Annotated in this window: 17 protein-coding genes; 6 read left to right on the top strand and 11 right to left on the bottom strand. The window is 35.3% G+C overall.

Annotated features, from left to right (window positions below; genetic code table 11):
* Positions 1–160: 160 nt before the first annotated feature.
* Complete coding sequence (locus tag L2567_RS02695) at positions 161–4765, top strand: HYR domain-containing protein (RefSeq protein WP_235296150.1); 4605 nt, start codon at positions 161–163, stop codon at positions 4763–4765.
* Here the strand turns inward: L2567_RS02695 and L2567_RS02690 are convergent.
* The gene (locus L2567_RS02690; RefSeq protein WP_235296149.1) at positions 4737–5639 is read right to left on the bottom strand and encodes a glycosyltransferase; all 903 of its coding nucleotides are present in this window, start codon (positions 5637–5639) and stop codon (positions 4737–4739) included. The genes L2567_RS02695 and L2567_RS02690 overlap by 29 nt on opposite strands.
* Positions 5640–5834: 195 nt before the next feature.
* Between L2567_RS02690 and L2567_RS02685 the strand changes: the two genes are divergently transcribed.
* Both L2567_RS02685 and L2567_RS02680 read left to right on the top strand, forming a co-directional pair.
* Positions 5835–8702: a chemotaxis protein CheB gene (locus L2567_RS02685; RefSeq protein ID WP_235296148.1), complete on the top strand. Its 2868-nt coding sequence runs from the start codon at positions 5835–5837 to the stop codon at positions 8700–8702.
* Positions 8703–8762: 60 nt separating this feature from the next.
* Positions 8763–10484 carry a PAS domain-containing protein gene (locus L2567_RS02680; protein WP_235296147.1) on the top strand — a complete coding sequence of 574 codons (1722 nt, stop codon included), beginning with the start codon at positions 8763–8765 and terminating at the stop codon, positions 10482–10484.
* Here L2567_RS02680 and L2567_RS02675 read toward each other — a convergent pair.
* A complete protein-coding gene (locus tag L2567_RS02675; RefSeq protein ID WP_235296146.1) occupies positions 10481–12550 on the bottom strand; it encodes a sigma-54 interaction domain-containing protein in 2070 nt (689 codons plus the stop codon). The genes L2567_RS02680 and L2567_RS02675 overlap by 4 nt on opposite strands.
* Positions 12551–13004: 454 nt before the next feature.
* On the opposite strand from L2567_RS02675, the gene L2567_RS02670 reads away from it, so the two are divergent.
* Together L2567_RS02670 and L2567_RS02665 are read left to right on the top strand one after the other, a co-directional pair.
* Positions 13005–13199, top strand: coding sequence for a hypothetical protein (locus L2567_RS02670; protein WP_235296145.1), 195 nt, complete (start codon positions 13005–13007; stop codon positions 13197–13199).
* 95 nt (positions 13200–13294) lie between these two features.
* Complete coding sequence (locus L2567_RS02665) at positions 13295–13912, top strand: histidine phosphatase family protein (RefSeq protein WP_235296144.1); 618 nt, start codon at positions 13295–13297, stop codon at positions 13910–13912.
* Here the strand turns inward: L2567_RS02665 and L2567_RS02660 are convergent.
* From L2567_RS02660 to L2567_RS02620, 9 genes are all read right to left on the bottom strand, one after another.
* On the bottom strand, positions 13891–15003 hold the full coding sequence (locus L2567_RS02660) for an AI-2E family transporter (RefSeq protein ID WP_235296442.1): 1113 nt from the start codon (positions 15001–15003) through the stop codon (positions 13891–13893). The two genes, L2567_RS02665 and L2567_RS02660, sit on opposite strands and share 22 nt — an antisense overlap.
* 23 nt (positions 15004–15026) lie before the next feature.
* Positions 15027–15485 (bottom strand): hypothetical protein, encoded by a 459-nt coding sequence (locus L2567_RS02655; RefSeq protein WP_235296143.1) that lies wholly within the window; start codon positions 15483–15485, stop codon positions 15027–15029.
* A 5-nt stretch (positions 15486–15490) separates the two neighbouring features.
* Positions 15491–15955, bottom strand: a complete 465-nt coding sequence (locus L2567_RS02650; RefSeq protein ID WP_235296142.1) for a Dps family protein — start codon at positions 15953–15955, stop codon at positions 15491–15493.
* An 82-nt stretch (positions 15956–16037) separates the two neighbouring features.
* A complete protein-coding gene (locus L2567_RS02645) occupies positions 16038–16229 on the bottom strand; it encodes a CsbD family protein (protein WP_235296141.1) in 192 nt (63 codons plus the stop codon).
* 9 nt (positions 16230–16238) lie between these two features.
* Positions 16239–16520: a hypothetical protein gene (locus tag L2567_RS02640; RefSeq protein WP_235296140.1), complete on the bottom strand. Its 282-nt coding sequence runs from the start codon at positions 16518–16520 to the stop codon at positions 16239–16241.
* Positions 16517–16879 (bottom strand): hypothetical protein, encoded by a 363-nt coding sequence (locus L2567_RS02635; protein ID WP_235296139.1) that lies wholly within the window; start codon positions 16877–16879, stop codon positions 16517–16519. The genes L2567_RS02640 and L2567_RS02635 overlap by 4 nt, the downstream gene beginning before the upstream one ends.
* Positions 16880–16949: 70 nt before the next feature.
* Positions 16950–17369 (bottom strand): YtxH domain-containing protein, encoded by a 420-nt coding sequence (locus tag L2567_RS02630; protein WP_235296138.1) that lies wholly within the window; start codon positions 17367–17369, stop codon positions 16950–16952.
* A gap of 77 nt (positions 17370–17446) precedes the next feature.
* Entirely contained in the window at positions 17447–17962 is a 516-nt protein-coding gene (locus L2567_RS02625; RefSeq protein WP_235296137.1) for an RNA polymerase sigma factor, read from the bottom strand.
* Positions 17963–18274: 312 nt separating this feature from the next.
* Positions 18275–18793: a helix-turn-helix domain-containing protein gene (locus L2567_RS02620; protein ID WP_235296136.1), complete on the bottom strand. Its 519-nt coding sequence runs from the start codon at positions 18791–18793 to the stop codon at positions 18275–18277.
* 166 nt (positions 18794–18959) lie between these two features.
* Here L2567_RS02620 and L2567_RS02615 point away from each other — a divergent pair, with 166 nt between their 5' ends.
* The gene (locus L2567_RS02615; RefSeq protein ID WP_235296135.1) at positions 18960–19499 is read left to right on the top strand and encodes a helix-turn-helix domain-containing protein; all 540 of its coding nucleotides are present in this window, start codon (positions 18960–18962) and stop codon (positions 19497–19499) included.
* The last annotated feature ends 8 nt before the right edge of the window (positions 19500–19507 follow it).

Raw genomic sequence — 19507 nt, 5'->3', positions numbered from 1 at the left:
ATGTAATGATATCGTCAGAAAGACATAATTAACGGTAAAGGATTTTACATATTAAAACTATTTACTATATTTACACTTCTATATCCCAATAGATTACAATCCTCCTGAGAAGATAAATATTTAAAACTGATTTATTTTCATTCCAAAAACAGATTTAAAGATGAAAGCTTTCAGCCTTCAGCTTAGCATTGCCGTGTGCATGATTCTAAGCATTACAAGACTATCAGCACAAACGCTGCAAATCACATGTCCAAGTTCAGAAGAGCGTCCCGTCACATGTATCGAAGATGTTCCACCGCAAGCTGGAGACTCACTCGGATTTCTCTCATACGAGGGTGCGGCCATTGAAAATGTAACAGGGAATTTGATGATAGAATACTCTGATTTCAGAGATCCGAACAGAGGCTGCCCGGGCAATTCTCAAAGAGTCATCAGGTCATTTACTTTTACAGATGAGAGTGATTCTGAACCCATTATGTGTAATATAAGATATACAGTAGTTCAGGAGGAAAATGTGGATAGCATTATTTGCGATGATGTAACGGTTACTCTTGACAGTGGTGGAAATGCTACCCTGTCACCAGAGGACGTTCCTATTACACCCGTTTTACAGTGCCCAGGCGATATCACAATATCAGGAATTGATCAAGCAGATTTTGCATGTAATAATATATTGGAATCTCCTATATCCAATCAGTTGACAGCAGTTACAGAATGTAACGAAGAAATTAGCTGTACCTTTTTCGTTACTGTAAGAGATGAACAAAGTCCAGTTATAACTTGTCCTTCAAACATTCTAATTGAAACAGACCCGTGTGTTTGTGAAGCTCCGGTTGAATTTGAAGATGCAACAGCTAGTGATAACTGTATGGTAACGGTCACAAGAACAGATACTACTGGATTGAATTCTGGAGATTTGTTTCCCGCGGGCTTGACGATCTTAACTTTTCAAGCTGAGGATACTGGTGGGAATACCAGTTCTTGCAACCTACAAATCCGCATAAATTCTGGTGATCCGGGATCGATTGCTTGCAAGACAGATCAGAATATCTCATTAGATCAAAATTGCGAGGCTGAAATCACCCCCTCAATGGTTATAAAAGAAGCGAACTGCGACATTAATAGTTACCGCATTCTTTTATTTGATCAGCAAGGCAACCAGCTTCCTAGCGATACCATTACTGGAGAATATTTGGGTACTGTGGTCACCGCTCGAGCATTCTATGAATGTTTTGATAACAGTTGTTCATTGAGGTTTAACGTAGAGGATAAGATTCCTCCTATGATGAATTGTAGGGATACGGTCATCAGTTGTAGTGAGTTTATAGAGTTTCCGCTCCCTGAAATAAGTGATAATTGCTCCACCTTTGAAGTAGTATTGCTCAATCAGAAATTGACGGATGTATCTTGTGACAGTGCTACCATAGATAAAATTATCACCAGAACATATGGAATAGAGGATGAAGATGGCAATATCATGGAAAGTTGTGATCAGCGAGTGCTTATTGAAAAATTTGATATCGAAGAAGTAGAAGGTCCTGAACTCACAGTAATGGTGGACTGCGGAAGCGACTATCCCGTAGATGAAAACGGAAATCCGGATCCTTCTCTGACTGGAGCCCCATCCTTGAATGGAATTGATCTTTATCCACCATCTGACTTATTTTGCAATGTGGCCATAAGCTATGACGACATGGTTTTCACTGGAGGCAATAATTGTGGAAGAACGCTATTAAGAACATGGACAGTGGTTAACTGGTATTGCGCTGAAGATGGTATGGCTACATTCAAACAATCCATCACTGTTATCGACACGACTGGTCCCGTATTAATCGTTCCGGAAGATGTGACCATTTCAAGCGCTTCTTCCAGTTGCGAAACAAGCTATACCGTCCCGGAACCGGAGATGAATGATAATTGTCAATCAGATCTTCAACTAGATATTTTCTATCCCGGAGGAGTTGAATTCGATACCAATTCAATTGAGATAGAATTACCGCTGGGTGAAAACGTCATACAATATATGTTGAGTGACCGATGTGGAAACACAACTATGGAAAGTTACACCGTTATAGTAAAAGATAATATTGAGCCGGTTGCTATTTGTGAATCAGGTATGAGCTTTAGTTTGGATGGCAACGGTATGGCCATACTGACAGCAGAGGCTTTTGATAATGGCAGTTTGGATGCTTGTTCAGAGGCTTTGTTGGAAATTCGCAGAATGGAGTCAGCCTGTGGAGTAGATATGGATACCCTATTTGGACCATCGGTAACGCTTTGCTGTGCTGACATTGGGAACGATTTGATGATCGTACTGCAGGTGACTGATGATGCAGGAAATGCAAATAGTTGCATGACTTCCATACAGGTTATAGATAATGTCCAACCTTCTTTTTTAACGGACTTACCGGACATTACTGTAAGCAACGACTTTCCTGTCGATACCTCAGACCTCTCTCCATTCGGATTTGTAGAACAAAATGTGGACTTCCCTATGGAAATAATCATCGATGCAGATTCTTTAGCTTTTAGTGGCAATAATGTCAATGCGGTCGTCATGGATAATTGTAGTGTAAATACTATCATTGAGCTAAAACAAGCAGACATCAATATGTGCCAAACTGGTTCAATCATAAGAACTTTCATTGTATCCGACGACTTTGGAACTGCAGATACCATTTCGCAGCAAATTACAGTCATTGCACAGAGAGTTTTTACCAGAGAAGACATTACATTTCCAAATGATACAACGATCACTGAATGCAATACAAATCTTGATCCGGATAGTCTGGGTTCATTCCCTCAATATGATGAAAGTTTTAATTCAATGGTAGCTTATACGCACGAAGATGATACCACTGCTTATTTTTCTGAGGGCTGTTTTACATTGGAAAGAGTCTGGTATGTAGCGGACTGGTGTAATAGAACAGATGGTTCTACTTTTGCGACTTACATTGATACACAAAGAATAGCGGTCAATGATAATGAGGCTCCTGTGATTACATCAGCCTGTATGGATTCAACCATATGCTCTTATGATTCTGATTGTGGCTCTGTTCAGGTGATGCTTAGCGCTGAAGGTGTAGACAATTGTACTTCGATAGATAGTCTAGAATGGACGTACATCATTGATTATGCTGACGAAAGACCTGATTCTATAGGAAATGGAAATAACTTCAATGGATTTTTACCGCCAGGAGACAATCAGATCACCTGGACATTGGATGATGGCTGTGGTAATACAGATGATTGTTCGTATATTATAACGATTAATAACTGTGTGACTCCTCAACCTATCTGCCTCCTGGGTCAGGAATTCTTTATAGAAAGTATAGATACTTCGGATAACGATGATGATGATGCAGTTTTTGTCGCCAGGGTTACAGCCTCAATGCTGGATGCTGACAGCAAAGCATTTTGTGGAAAGGCAGTAAATGTTGCATTTTCAGAAGACATCAACGATACCTTACGTTATTTTGACTGCGATGGTCTTGGCAACCAACAATTAGAACTGTATGCCATAGATGAAGACGGACTCTTTGATTTTTGTGTTGCTTCTTTTACAGTGAGTGATACTACGTCGATCATGGTTTGCGGTATGGGACTTGTAAAAGGGGTGGTTTTTGGCAATCAGGTCGATTATGTGAAGGATGTCAATGTGGTATTAGAAGGGGCCGGTCTACAAACCATGACGGATGAGAATGGATTTTTCTCTTTTCCTGAAATGGTCACCGGAGGACATTATAAAGTGAGGCCCACCAAGCAAGATCGTGCGACTAATGGAGTTTCAACTACTGACCTGGTGCTTATCCAACGGCATATTCTAGGTATAGAAACATTTGAATCACCTTATAAGCTTTTAGCAGCTGATGTCAACCGATCAGCCAATGTGTCTGCATCTGATATCATTACGATTAGAAAATTGCTGCTTGGAATTACCAATGAGTTTCCAGGAGGAAAATCCTGGTCATTTGTTCCTGATAACCACATATTTTTGGATCCAAGTGATCCTTGGGCGACTCCTATCCCTGAGACCCACGATATCTACTATTTGAGTGGCCAACCTGAAACCAATTTTATTGGTATTAAATTAGGTGATGTTAATGAAAGTGTAAGATTACGAGAAGCTGCACTTTTAGCCGTTGAGGTTAAAGAAAATAAGTTAATCATCAAAGCTGATCAAGTTCTTCAATTTGCTGGTTTATTCACTGAATTGAGCCTGAATAATATGGACCTTAAATTACTGCAGATTGAAAATCATACTTCGAACTTGGTTGAAAATCATCATTTGGACCATCAAGGAAAATTAAGAATTCTATTTACGGATGCATTTGACGAGTCATTTGAAGAAGGTCAAACCATTTTCACATTGGAGTTCGATGGATTCTTGTCTGACAAAGTGTTAGAGCAATTAAGTTTTAATACTGAAAGTGCAGAGGTGGCTCGAGAAAATGGAGAGACCCTTAGCATAGAGATCAGAAATGAAGAAAGGGAACCTGTAGTAACCATTGGTCAAAATGTTCCCAATCCCTGGAGCAATATGACCATTTTCGATATTTCGGTTCCTGACCCAGAAAAAGCTTATTTGCGAATTATGGATCTTTCAGGCAAGGTGGTGCACCAGAGGACATTAGATCTGAGCTCGGGACTTAACAAAGTGGAAATCGAGAATCGCCAACTGCCAGTGATAGGAGGTATGTACATTTACGAAGTAAGTACATCACTTGGAGTATTTGCTAAGAAGATGATGCTTTTAAGAAACTGAGTTTATTGATAAATACATCATAGCGAAACAAATCGAAGTAGAAGAGATTCGGATTTTCAGAATGAAGATTCTTGAGCATTTGATCTTTTCTACTTCTTATGATTATTTTTAAGAGGCTGTTAAAACCAATTTTTTTTATGTTTTCGTGGAAGGCTATCATCCGGGTATTATTTAATGCTTCTGAATGATAGAGAATTGCCAGGTTTTCAGCAGCAAGTTTAGACTTGCGCAGAAAGTCTTGAGTATCCTCCACACCTTTATGAATGAGGGGATTTTCAATGTGCTTAATGTTTATTCCCTCATTTTCTAAGGTTGCTGCAAACAGAGAATCTTCATAACCATAAGTGGAAATCTTTTCCTCAAAAGGAAACTTCATCATTAAATCTCGTGAAATCATAAAGTTATTAGAGTGGAAATATCTATATGGATTTTCACTTCTTTTTTTAACCGAAAGTGATTCTCTACGAGTGCCGTAGTACCAATGGAGCATTTTGGATTTTTCAGATGGTTTCTCCTGTGCATATTTCCTACCACCAGCAATAACCTTCCTTAACTCAATGGACTCAATGTACTTCCTAATAAATAAGGCATTATCTATTTCGCTGTCGCAATCTATGAAAAGTAATTGCTCATACCTTGCATTCTGCGCCAACATGTTTCTGATTTTGGATCTACCTTTATTCTCTCCGAGCTCGATGTATGAAACACCGAATTCTGCGTCGAGTTTGCGATTTTTTAACCTGAATTCCTCAACTGAAAAATCATCATAACAGACAATCTCGTACGGGATATTTGCTTCCTGGCACTGGTTGTTTAGCTGTCGAACTAGATCAACTACAACAAAATTATAAGTGGGAATTAAAATCGATAGCATAACTCTCTAATAACTTTCCGGTACTTTTCATTTTCTAGCCTAAAAATCCACGCAATATTCTATGATGAAGATAGTTTTGAAAATACGACTAGTGCTCTAATAAGATTTTCAAATAAAATATTACTTTTACAAAACTATTCCATTTTATTTGTTAGCACCTTATTTAAGTCAAATTATATCGCATAAAAGACTGGTATGTCTATGAAGGTAGTTGGTATTGGAGCTTCTGCAGGTGGAGTAGATGCTTTAAAAAAATTTCTCGACCATTTAGAACCTGATCTGGGAGCGGCATATGTTATTATACAACATCTATCGCCTAATTATAAAAGTGTGATGGAAGATCTTCTTCGAAACCACACTTCAATGCCAATACATCAAATTCAGGAAGATCAATTTATTGAGCCAAATCATGTTTATTTGATGCCTCCCAATAAAACGCTAACCTATCAATATGGCTTATTAAAATTACATGATCGCGACGAGACTGAGAAACTCAATTTGCCTATTGATAAATTCTTTCATTCACTTGGTCGTGGATTGAAAAAGAATGCAGTCGCGATTATTCTTTCCGGTTCTGGAACTGACGGAAGTCGAGGTGCACGCACCGTAAAAGAGAATGACGGAGTAGTAATGGTCCAGTCACCTGAAACTAGTGAATTTGATGGTATGCCAAAAGCCCTCTTAAATCTTGGAATTGTAGATATACAAATGGCTCCAGGAGACCTAGCTAAAAAACTTAAGAACGTACTGGAGTTAAGTAAATTTGATGATCAAAATACCCAAGATTACACTAGTGGAGAGAAAACCAAAGATGAACAATATGAAAGAATTGTACAATTAGCTAGTATAAAGTCTGACATTCCCTTTAAATCTTACAAAAGGCCAACATTGTACCGAAGAATTGAAAAGCAAAGAGTTTTTCATGAAATGGACAATCTTGAAGCCTATCATGAATTTTTGCTTGATAATGATGACCAACTAGAACTTTTGGCTAGAGAATTTTTAATCAATGTCACTAAGTTTTTTAGAGACTCAGAAGTTTTCGACACGATTGCATCTGACGTTCTAAAGAAAATTTTTGACAACCTTCAACCAGATGAAATTTGTAGAGTTTGGGTGGTTGCGTGTTCTACGGGAGAAGAAGCATATTCACTTGCGATCTTAATTTTAGAGTTTATTGAAGCGAACAACATTAAGAATGATTTTAAAATTTTCGCTTCAGATGTCAATAGTAAAGGAATTGATTTTGCCACTGTGGGATGCTACAATTCAAGTATTTCCTCAGATGTCCCGGCGAAATACTTGAATAAGTATTTCATTGAGGACGAAGGAAATTTTTATGTCAAACCCATACTTAGGGAGAAGGTGATATTTGCTATTCATGATGCAATAGTTGACCCACCATTTATCAATATGGACTTGATCACTTGTAGAAACTTCCTGATTTATCTTGAATCCGTTACACAGCAAAAGATTCTCAAAACATTTTATTTTTCACTGAAATCTGAGCGATTTTTAGTCTTAGGGCCAAGTGAATCTTTAGGCGAATTCGATACGGTATTCCATCCTGAAGATAGCGACCTAAACATTTTTGTTAAGCAAAATGTAAATTTTAAGAGTTCTAGTAGGGAGATTATAAAAGGAAAATCAACTTGGAAAAGGGTTGTAAATCGAAGCTTGCATTCACGTCAAAATTACTCTGCTACAACTGATCAGCTTGTAGAAGATGTCGTTGAACCATTTTCTAAGAATTTAATAGAAGAATATTCTCCTAGAACTGTCTTTCTAGATGAGGATCTTACGATTCTCTATCTAAAAGGCTCTTTTCAGGATATATTTAGTTTACCCAGAAATACCAGCGAGATAACATTACATAGTATGTTGCCACCATCGCAGGCGCTTCTTATTAGAGATGGTGTAAGGCTTGCAATTGAATCTGGGATTAAACAGGTATTCAAGGATGTGATTTTTAAAAGATCAGATCAGAAAATACGCACCGATATTACTTTTCAAAAATTTGAGTTTAAAGAGCTCAAAGATCCAGTCGTTAGGATGACTTTTAAGGATGAGAATTTTGATGAAATTGATTCGGGCAAAAGCATCATTATTGAAATTGATGAAGCCAACTATATATCTGAGAGATTGATTCGGTCTGAGAAGGTTATCGATGAAAAAAAACAAGAGTTAAAAGAATTAAAACTCAAATTAGAAGATTTAGCAGAAAAACTTCACAGCTCTAATCAAGAGCTTTTGGCCAGTAATGAAGAATTACAAAGCTCCAATGAAGAGCTTCAATCATTGAATGAGGAACTGCACACTGTAAATCAAGAATTGCAATATAAGAATAAGGAACTTTCGAATTCAAACAACGACATGAACAATCTGCTTACGAGTACTCAGATTGCCACTATTTTTTTAGATAGTGATTGTAGAATTAGGAAGTTCACGCCTGCAATTACAAAACAATTTCAAATAGAGAAAACCGATATTAATAGGCCTATTTCTACATTTTCTTCAAAATTGGTAGGGGTTGATATTATGGAAGTGTCGAAGCAAGTTATGCGAACTGAAAAGGAGTATGAACAAGAGATCTTAGACGATAGTGGCACCAGTTTTATTTTGAAGGTTATCCCTTATATTAAGGATATTGATATTGTCGACGGTGTAGTGGTAACTCTTGTTGATGTGGACAAAATCGTGAAAGCAAAAAATGAGGCTAATGAATTAGGTGTGTTCTTTAAGAAATATTTAGACATGCAAGTCTTGCCCTATTTACTTATTAAAGATTCTGGAAGGATTATATTTTCTAATTCTGCTTTTGAAAATAATCTGGCATCATTGGAAAGTAATGAGAATATTATTCGAATTTTCGACGAGCCATCTATTGAAAAAATTGAGAATGCTATTCAAGGCATAAAGAAAAGTAAAAAATCAAAAATACTTAAGAATGTTGAAATTAATATACAGGACCAACACGAGACCTTCAACTTGCATCTCGAACCCTTGTTTGAAGATGATTTAAATAAGTTAAAATTAATCCTCTTATCCTTCCATAAACTATAAACCATAAACCATAAACCATAAACCATAAAGCAAAAATCAAATCAACAGTAATTATTAATTATGTCGGAATATTCTAAAGATCCATTCAGTAATTATATTATTAATAGATATCCTACCAGCTTCTTTGTAAACGCTGAACTAGATGTGTTATATATGGTTGGAGAATTAGATACCATACTAAGTTTACCTTCATCTTTAGCAAATTTTAACTTAGAGAAAATGTTGGAGTCTTCTCAGGTAAGTTTTTTTAGGGAAGCTATCGCTAAAGCATTTAAAGAGGACAAGATTTTTCGCTATTCTAATGTCGTTTTTAAAAATGAACGTAAAAGCGCATTTGTTGATATGACATTTGAAAAAGTTGATATTGCTAGCATACAAAATGGAGTAATTGAATGCCGAGTATTCTTTAATGAAGTTAGACCCTTCAAACTAGGGGTTAATGTCAAGGAAACTGAGGACCTGAGTGTAATAAGCGCTGATGAAAGAATAGCCATGTTAGAAACAGAACTAGCAAAATATAAAGTGTCTCTACGTAAGTTGCAGAAAGATCAGAAAATGAGAGTGGATGAGATCAATGCACAGAATAGGGAAATGATGACTAATAATGAAGAATTACAGAGTACGAATGAAGAATTACAATCTGTCAATGAAGAATTACACACTGTTAATTCAGAATTACAATATAAAAACAAAGAATTAACTATAGCAAATAACGATATTAACAATCTATTGAAGTCGACGGATATAGGCACCATCTTTTTAGATAAGGACTTGAGAATCAGAAGATTTACACCTGCGATTAAAAGACAATTTGACCTGATCAAAGCTGATGAAGGAAGATTAATCTCGGCTTTCGCTAATCAATTTAATGAAGAAAAAATAGAGGATAGTTGCGAAGAAGTACTACAGACAGAAAAGCCTGTTAGAAAACTTATAAAGAATTTGGATGGTGAGGAGTTCATGATGAGGATTTCACCTTATAGAACAAGTGACAAAAGAGTTGAAGGAGTAGTCATTACATTTGTAGATTTAAGTAGGACGAAGTCTATGCTACAAGAATTTGACGAGTCCATACAGCAGACAGCTCATAGATTAAACGCTATATATGAAAACTCTAGAAATCCACTATTATTTATATCCCCATCATATATCGTTACGGATGCGAATCGAAAATGGGGTAAAACTAGTAAGCAAGAATTGATTGGAACTAAGTTAACTCAATTAGTTGATGAAGAGTATCAGCATTTACTTACTGCAAAGTTAGATGTTTTATTTGGTGACTATGAGCCACAGATGATAAATGTTAAAATTGATCAAGGTAAAGCTAATTACCAACTTATTTTAATCCCAATTCAAGATACTAAGAATGAAAGTAGAGTGGGCTCGGCATGTGTCATAGCTTTGGAGAATACCAAACAAGTTGCTTACCTAGAATCTCTTGAGCGAACTAAGGAAACCTATATGAGCTTCATGGAAAATGCTCAACATCAAATGGTTTTGCTTGATAAAAATGGAATCATCATAAATATTAATAACACGAGAAATTCCCCTTATACCAGGGATGAACTAATAGGCACTGTGATATATGACCAATTACCACCTTCTGAAGTGAAACAATATAAAAGTAATATTGAAAAAATTTTTAAGGGTGGGTCACAAAGTAAAATTAGCTTCAAATATGTGGGGGTAGATCAAATAGAGGTTGAAGCTACCGTTATCGCTTCACCCGTGCTAGTAGGAGATCAAATAGCATACGTTGCCCTTGTAGGTAATCCTATTTAATTTCTGGTGATTTCAAATTTTCTCATTTTACTGAATAGTGTTTGATCTTTTAACCCTAACAAACGAGCAGCTCCATGATCTCCACTAATTCTCCACTTCGTTTTCTCCAGGGCATCAATTATGTGAACTTTCTGTATCTCATCTAATGTCATTATATCATGATCTTCCTTATCACCATTAGCTAAATTTGGACTCCAAAAATCTAAATTTAACTCACGACCTTGAGTTAATATGACCGAACGCTCAATAATATTCTCTAATTCTCTAATATTTCCAGGAAAGTGATAAGATCGAAGTCGATTTAGATCATCAGGTTTAAGTGTTGTGATGGTTTTCTTCAGCTTTATACTATATTTCTTTATAAAATGATTAGCCAGTATTTCGATATCCTCTTTTCTTTCCCTAAGTGGGATATTAATGATAGGAAAAACATTGAGCCTGTAATATAGGTCTTTTCTAAATTTTTTCTCTTCCACCATTTCGAATAGACTTTGATTGGTGGCTGCTATGATCCGAGTATTTATTTTGATGGTTTTCTCGCTACCAATTTTTTCAACTTCCCCCTCTTGAAGCACTCTTAATAATCTGGTCTGCAGATCTAATGGTAGTTCTCCTATTTCATCAAGGAAAATGGTGCTATTATCCGCTAATTCAAATTTTCCTTTTTTACTCTGTAGGGCACCTGTAAAAGCACCCTTTGTGTGTCCGAATAATTCGCTCTCAATCAAATCGCGTGGAAGACTGCCACAATTAACAACTATGAGGGGATTTTTAGATCTTTGACTGCGGTTATGAATTGCCCTTGCAATTAATTCCTTTCCGGTGCCTGTCTCACCTTCAATTAACACTGTGGCATCAGTATTAGAAACTTGATCAATTTGGTGTAAGATTGGCTTATAACTTTTACTCACACTGATTATATCTTTAAATGCCTTCGAGTGTGTGGCCTCTTCTAACAAATACGACTTATCCTGTAAGAGTCTTCTCGATGTCAATTCTTTGTGTGCTAAGGAAGCATTTAATTGACTTTGTTGAATTCTTTCACTTGAAATGTCCCGAGCCCGCAGATACAATGATTTTGCATCCGATTCTTCATGTAAAATCACTTCAATCTCCAAAGGCAATATCTTATGATTTTTTCTGATAAAAATAGTTGTAAAGTTTGATCTAGTCAATTCATCATCTTGAGTCATTTGCTGATCGTAAAATTGCCTGGTATGTTCAATGTCAAAATCCATGATGTTCATTCCTTCTGCAAATTCTGACTTTGAGAAACCTAGTTTGGATACGGCTGCTAAATTTGCATAGCTAATGTTGAGCTCTTCATTTAAAATCAACACTAAATCTTGGGTTTTTTCAATTGCGTTTCGAATTACAGATTGAGGTTTTTCAGGAGCATTTTTGAATTTTTTAATAATGCCTTCGAAGCCTGATACTTTTTCACCAAGAAGCGTAGGCGCGGCATTTAACTTATATTGTTGCCCCTTAAATTGCCAGGTGAATTGCAAAGGACTTTTATTTCTTTTTGCCTTACTAATACTATTTTGAAGAGATAAAATTTCAGTTGTACTTAAAATTGGACTTAAGGCTTGTGAAATATTTGCCGGAAATGTATCTGAACTATTGGTGGGTATTGATAGAATTGTAGCGAAGTTTTTAGAAATAATCAATTGACCATTAATAAAATTCCAGTACCAATACGCGGAATCATTGGACTTCTCTAAAAATCTAGCAAACTTTGAATTTTGCCATGGGAGTATCTGTAGAAATAAGTAGGAGTTGTATTTTTCTGTAGCTTTGGCAGTAATATTGACTTTATATTCAACACTATCAAGGTAGATGTAAGTGTTCCATTTAATTTGACCTTTATTTAAGACATTTTGTCGTATTTTTTGAAGAATGGGTTTGTTTAAGCTTACATCTATCTCTAACCAGTTGAGTTTGCCAATCTTTTGAAGCTCCAAATTATAGGAATTCTTAAAGGATTCATTATAAGATACCACATTTCCATCAATGTCAATACAGACTACCGGGGATTCAAAGAGTAGGCCGGATATTGATTTCATATTGATTTGAGTAAGCATATAAACTGTATGTAAATATTTATTAAATTTAATAAAAATTCAAGAAATGGGGGTTTATTTCATTCAATTTCAAACAGCGTAGAATTCTAATTCAGAAAAAAGTACAATTAATGGTCTGTATTAATTCCTATCAGGATAAAACTTCTTGGCAAATATTATTAAATATAGAGAAAATTATTAAATAAAATAATTGTATGAATAGACATCTTTCATAAACGATTGATAACCAATCATGTATAAATTGGCTTGCTTTTGGCATAATAGTAATTAACCCCCGGTAAGGAACAGATGTTTCTATCAAGAAATGCCATGGAATAAAGAATAAATTACACCTTTTTAAAAGTATACTTGGTATACCGTAAAGCGTGAAGTCAACTCCTTTACACCTTAGTTGCTTCACGCTTCTTTTTATTCGCTTACACTACTAACTTATACTATGATACATCATGTCTCCTCCCATTCTCTCACCATACCTGATGATCCTGAAAATTTAATGCATAGATATTCTAATCTCGTTAGAAAAGTTTTAATTGACGATCAGTATATAATTTACATGATAGATGAAGAAAAGGTTACAGCAAAATTGGAAATGTTTCTGGAGCTAATGAATAGATTAAACAATAGGTTGTAATCAATTAAGTTTCGCAATGGTGTAAAAGGAATAGTACACCATGACAATAAGCAATATCCATAATGATGGATATTGCTTTTTTATATATTGTGCCTATGAATAAAGAAATCTTCATCATCAGACATGGTAGAACTGAATATAATAAACTGGGAATTTGGCAAGGAAGTGGAGTGGATTCTGTTCTGGACTCAGTTGGCCTTCATCAAGCTCAGCTCTTCTATAAAAACTATCAGAATTTTGGTTTTGACCTCATCATTCACTCCACTTTGCAAAGGTCTAAGCAAACGATTCAAAAGTTTATAGAACAGGGGATTGACAGTTTGGAAGTCCCTGAATTAAATGAAATATCCTGGGGAGTTTATGAAGGTAAACCGCATACAGAAAGCAGTTTGGCAGAGTATAAAAAAGTAACAGGTGAGTGGGCTATTGAAAATTATCACGTAGGATTTACAGGTGGTGAAAGTGCACAAGAACTGGCTGAAAGAATTAGGAAGTTTTGTGTTTTTCTCAAAAACCTGAATTATGACAAGGTTCTGATTTGTAGCCATGGCAGAACCATTCGTGCTCTATTATGCATCATGCAGAATGAACCATTGAAAGAAATGGAAAAATATGAGCACGCTAATACGGGATTATTTATAGCCAGGCAGATAGGTTCTAAGTTTATGATCGATGAGCTCAACAACACAGATCACTTAACCTCTTCGGTATAACCTTCGTCTTCAGGTAGTAAAAAATGCTGTTCGTTTTGACCGGGCAAGAGGTTGCTAAATTTACTTTGATTTTCTCTTATGTCAGCACTTAGAAGCATGGAAATAGCTCTGGTTTCGTCAAATTGCTCCAATATTATACGGGCTACTGATATCAATGGTAATGATAGAATAATGCCACCAATACCCCAGAAGGAGCCAAAGAACACCAAAGACAAGATAGCAACCAATGGATTAATATTGATCTTGCTACCAATCACATTTGGTGTGATAAAGTTTCCTTCAATCTGTTGGATAGAAGTGTAATAAATCAAAATGGCAACAGGCTGCCAGGTGGTGTCTGTAGTAGATAGCGCATATAAAAAGGGCAATAAGCCACCTAAAATAGAACCGATGTAAGGTATGATGGCAAGCATACCTCCTAAAGCACCCCAGAAAATGGGATATTTGATTCCTATAAAATATAATCCAATGCTATTCAGAACAGTCAAAATTAGTATGACGATTCCAAGACCTGTTATATATCCTTGTACTGTTTTTTTAATCTGAAGCAGTGTATCCTTTATGTCATTCCTTTTGTATCTCTTAAACTGATATATGATAAAGTTCTTAAAACTGTTTTTATAATACAGCAGAAAGTAAGTATACAGAAAAGTGAGTGACATCGATAGGATTAGCTCTGAAGACGTTAGAAGTCCGGAACCTATACTTTGTATGGGTCCTTTCGCAATATTGTCGATATTTTCATTAATCAGTTCCGAGGCTTTAAATTGCTTAAAAGGATTCAATGACTCTAACGTAACTATAATCTTCGCTACCCCAGCTTCTACCTGATTAGCAATTGAAGGTAAATTTTCTATCATCTCGACCAATTGAAAAGAGAAGAGTAACAGAATCCCAGAAAGAGGTATTAGTATTGTTAGAAAAGCCAATAGGATACTGACCCACAAGAACTTGATTCTCTTCTTATAAAATTTAGTCAGAGGCATCAAAAAAATAGCAAACAGGCAGGAAAATAGTAGGGGTAAGATTAATGACTTACCTATGTAAAGCAACCATCCGCAACCTATGATAATGATGGTCCAATAGGTCATATTGCGGAGGGTTGATCTATTTATCATCTGGTCTTGCTAGATCTTTTCATGGACTGCATGAGTATGAAGCTCATAACGCCTCCAAATACAAAAATTTCGAAAAGCAGAATGACGGATACGGTCAAAAAGTTTGCACCAGTCTCTGGTATGATCGCATATTTGCTAAAGGACAAATCCTTAGATATTAAAAACAGTATCAAATTAAAAATCAAAACACTAATCGCAGCAATCAAACTGAGTTTTAAACCGGTCGAAACACCAGAAGGAAAAACACTTTTTCCTAACGATTTAATCTTATTAAATGCTAAGGCGATGCATACTGCCAATGGAATCATAGCACTTATTTTCAAAACTGGTTCAAAATCACTTCCTGCCAATTGGAATAATAATAAAATAATACTGATACTAACACCAGCAATCACTCCATATCTTGTAGAGATATTTTTGGAGTCAATGATTTCATTGTTTTCTTGTTCTTTCATATCGTTTATCTGTTTAACCAAGCATCTAGCATCCAGCTATTCTTCTCTATCGATGCTAAGAATCCAGCTGTCATATCTATAGTACCTTCATCCTCAGCCTTAGCAGCTTTTTCAATTACGGCTCTTAAATTAGCAATAATTTTTTTATGGTCGTCTAATATATTGGCCACCATTTTCTTCGGATCGTCTGTTGACCGCTCCTTTACATCAGCTTGTTCGAGGTATTCCTTTAAAGTGGAAATGGGTTTTTTGCGTAAAGTTAAAATTCGCTCAGCAACCTCGTCAATATTAATTTTGGCTTCATTATACAATTCTTCAAATTTAACATGAAGATCAAAGAAATGCTCCCCGGATATATTCCAATGATAATTTCTTAAATTTTGATAGTAAATCTGATAATTGCACAAAAGCTTATTTAATTGCTCGCTCGTACTATTTACCGTTTCCGGCTTAAATCCTAAGTAGTTCATTAATTCTGATTGTTTGAAATAAAAAAGTCAACAACTTCCTTATATAAAAGTTGTTGACTCTGTTCGATGAATGGTGTATTTTTTAAATGCTGTCAATAAAGTCTTTTACCTCAGCTTTTGTTTTACCAGTTTTTTTCTGAATTTTTCCTAATAATTCATCTTCCTTACCTTCTTCGTAAGTTAAATCATCATCTGTTAATTCTCCATATTGTTGCTTAAGTTCACCTTTAACAATGTTCCAGTTCCCTTTCAACTTGTCTTGTAATGCGCTCATAATTATTATTTATTTAATTAGTAATTTTATTGCTCTTTTTATAAAAGATAAGTATCTGAATGTTCTTCTCACTATATTCCCACGCGATAAAATAGTTCTACTTACTAAATCACCACCAGTAATTACTTTCCCGGGATTTTCAGTTAAACCCTTCATGAAACCTGGTAATGTCCCGCTACCTGTTATCAGATCTGTCAATTTGAAATTTTCCAGATTGTTAATCAGCAACTTTTTTGCAGCGTGATTTTCCAATTTAATTTTTTTTCTTCTCTCATCGTACAATGACGTCATTTTTTCCTTTTTGATTCGTATCTATTAAACATGGCATATGCAATAGGTTCAAAAAATAGTTTTCTTCTAAATATTATAATTAGAAACACTGCGATCGCGAGAATTAAAGTCGTGATTAAAACACCTAATACAGCCGAATTCAATAAACTGGAAAGATAAATGGCCAATGTTATCAAGAGACCAACAAGCACTAGCAATGAACCTAATAGAATTAAGACAGCTAATGCTACAAAACCCAGAACCTTCGCTGTTGTTTCAGAAGCATTTATCTTAACCAACTCTATTTCATTACTTACGATCGTACGTACATATTCGTAGTTTTCACCAAGTTCTGTCAGAATGCTTTCGTTATTTTCCACTTGTATGTTTCATGTTAAAAAAATACCTATGTCACAGAAGTAACATAGGTATTTATTCTTTAGCCGATATTTATGTTGTGCTATTTAATTTCGTTTTTGCTTTTTTAACACCACTTTTCACTTGAGAGGCCTTTGTTTCTGCAACATCTTCAATATGGTCTGCCGTATCATCAACAGTGTTAATAAATCTTGATTTTACGCTATCAATTGTGCTGTTTGCAGAATCAAGTGCGGATCGAGCTGAATCTTTTACTGATTCAATCGTTCTATTGGCGCCTTGTAACACTGACTGTCCTGTTTCCTTTGCTGTATTAGCAAATTCATTTGCTCTCTCAGAGACATTGGTTTTTACTTCGTCTGCTTTTTCTACAATAGCATTTCTTACTTTACGCCCATGTGGTGTATTAAAGTAAATAGTCGCCGCTGCTCCCGTTATTACTCCCGCAATAAAGAGAAACTTATTCGTATTATTATTTCTGTCGTCGCTCATAATTTTAATTTTTAAGATTTACAAATATTCTGATAATAATCTTACTTCGAACCATCATAAATGTTCGAAAATTGTGACTATGCCGCTAATTTTTCAACTACTGACATATTTTGCTTCAGTTTTGTCCGCGCAAAATTAATACGAGACTTCACTGTTCCAATTGGAATATTTAAAATTTCGGAGATTTCATTGTATTGATATCCCTCTACAAACATTAAGAAAGGAAGTTTACTCTTGTAGCTTAATTCCTCAATAGAAGCTTCGAGCTCTTTAAACCTCATTTTAGATACAGCATCGTTTCGCACTGAATATTTGTTTTCTAATGCAAAAGTAAAATCTTCGATAGGGTTGTTAACTACATTCCTTCTTTTCTTACGATTGTATTTACTAATAAAAGTATTTTTCAGAATGGTAAACGCCCAACTTTTGAAGCTCGTACCATCTTTAAAAGTGTGTAAGGCCCTAAATGCTTTAATTGCAGTTTCCTGGACTAAGTCTTCAGAATCAACCTTGTTTCGTGTCAATTTTCTAGCAAAGTTGTGTAAGGCATCATTATACTCATTATACTTTTCTACAAATTGTGACTCTGTCATGTTAATACTTTTTATTGATTAGTTAATTCGTTAATTATAACAACAAATATAAGGCATATATTGCACAATAGCAAATATTTTCACAAAACAATGTGAAAAATAATAACATTATGGTCTTAATTAGCTGATAGTCAATGACATATATCGGTTAATTTTTATAAAATGATAAATATATGATTAAAAAGTAGCGACTTTTATGAGATAGAATGTGATGGGATAGATGTAAAAAGGGAATTTTAATAACAAAAAAAACACCTACCTGGATAGTAAATGCTGATAAAATGCTACAAAATTTAAGAAATGGTGTTTCAGTTACTCGATAGTGGTGCTTGAATTTGACATGGCTTTAATCACATTTTCATTATAGTTGAGCAGATGCTCCATTAATTGAATGAAATTGTCGATGTCAAATATGATTTTCTCTTTCTCGGGGCTATCTGCCTCTATGCCATTTTTTCTAAAATTATAAAATGCTTTGAAGCCCTCTAAAACTTTTCTGATTTTAATGGATTTTTCTATAAAATCTTGCAACTCCCCATTCTCCCTTATATCAAGATTTAACTCAGTTTCAGAAGGTGTGTTGGTAGTATTAAAAGGCTTGTAGGCACTATCTGGTGTTAATCTAATTTCGATTAGTGTAGCTACATCGATGTCGAAAATTTTGGCTATTTCCATAATGATTCTAAGTCGGGGCTCTACATTTTTACTCTCGTATGCGGCAATATTCGATCGCTTGATATCAAGAAGGTTAGATAGTTCCTCTTGGCTTAAGTTGCGTTCTTTGCGAAGAAATCTTATGTTATGTGCTAATGTAGACTTTTCTATTGCCATTGGTGCTGCTTAATTTTAATCACATTTCCTACTCAACTTAAAAAATATTCAGTATGTTCGTTTTGTTGACATTATCTCCATAAAGACGTGTATTGTTTAAAATATGATATAGTCAACATCCACTTTATAGAAATTATTCACAAAAATATAAATATTTCTTCCATTTATGGTGAAGAAAAAGAAAAATATTCCCAAACCTACAAATTTTGGAGCCAATCTGAAATTTTTGAGGAGGTTGAATGGGATTAGCCAAGGAGGTTTCGCTGAAAGAATTGGTATCAGTAGGAACAGTATTGCGTCGTATGAGAACGGAATGGTAGAACCCAATGCTGAAAATTTTCTTAAAATATGTGAATACTTCGGTGAGAAGCCACTTTCTATGATGGTAGAGGACTTGAGTGTTAGGTCCAATGGACAGTCAAAAAATAAACCTAACAATCTCAAAAAATACGTTTTTGAATCTTTTAGTGAATTTCTTTCCCAAACTAATGAGATCACCAAGGTTTTTGAAGGCTATAGTGCTTTTTACGAGATGCGAAAGACTAATAGTGATAGTGAAGATCATAAAGAATTGTACATGATCCTGGATGATCTGTTTGTTCTCCTTAAATCCCTCATTAAGGAGAATTGGAATCTCATACAAAACGTGTACCCACATTATGCCAGCGATGAGTTAACAGATGAAGAAGCCGCTGAGCTAGATTAATCATCGAA

Origin of the sequence: Portibacter marinus (assembly GCF_021533195.1) — a bacterium.
GTDB lineage: Bacteria > Bacteroidota > Bacteroidia > Chitinophagales > Saprospiraceae > Portibacter > Portibacter marinus.
The sequence above is the reverse complement of the archived record's forward strand: the minus strand, read 5'-3'. Positions and strand labels throughout refer to the sequence as shown.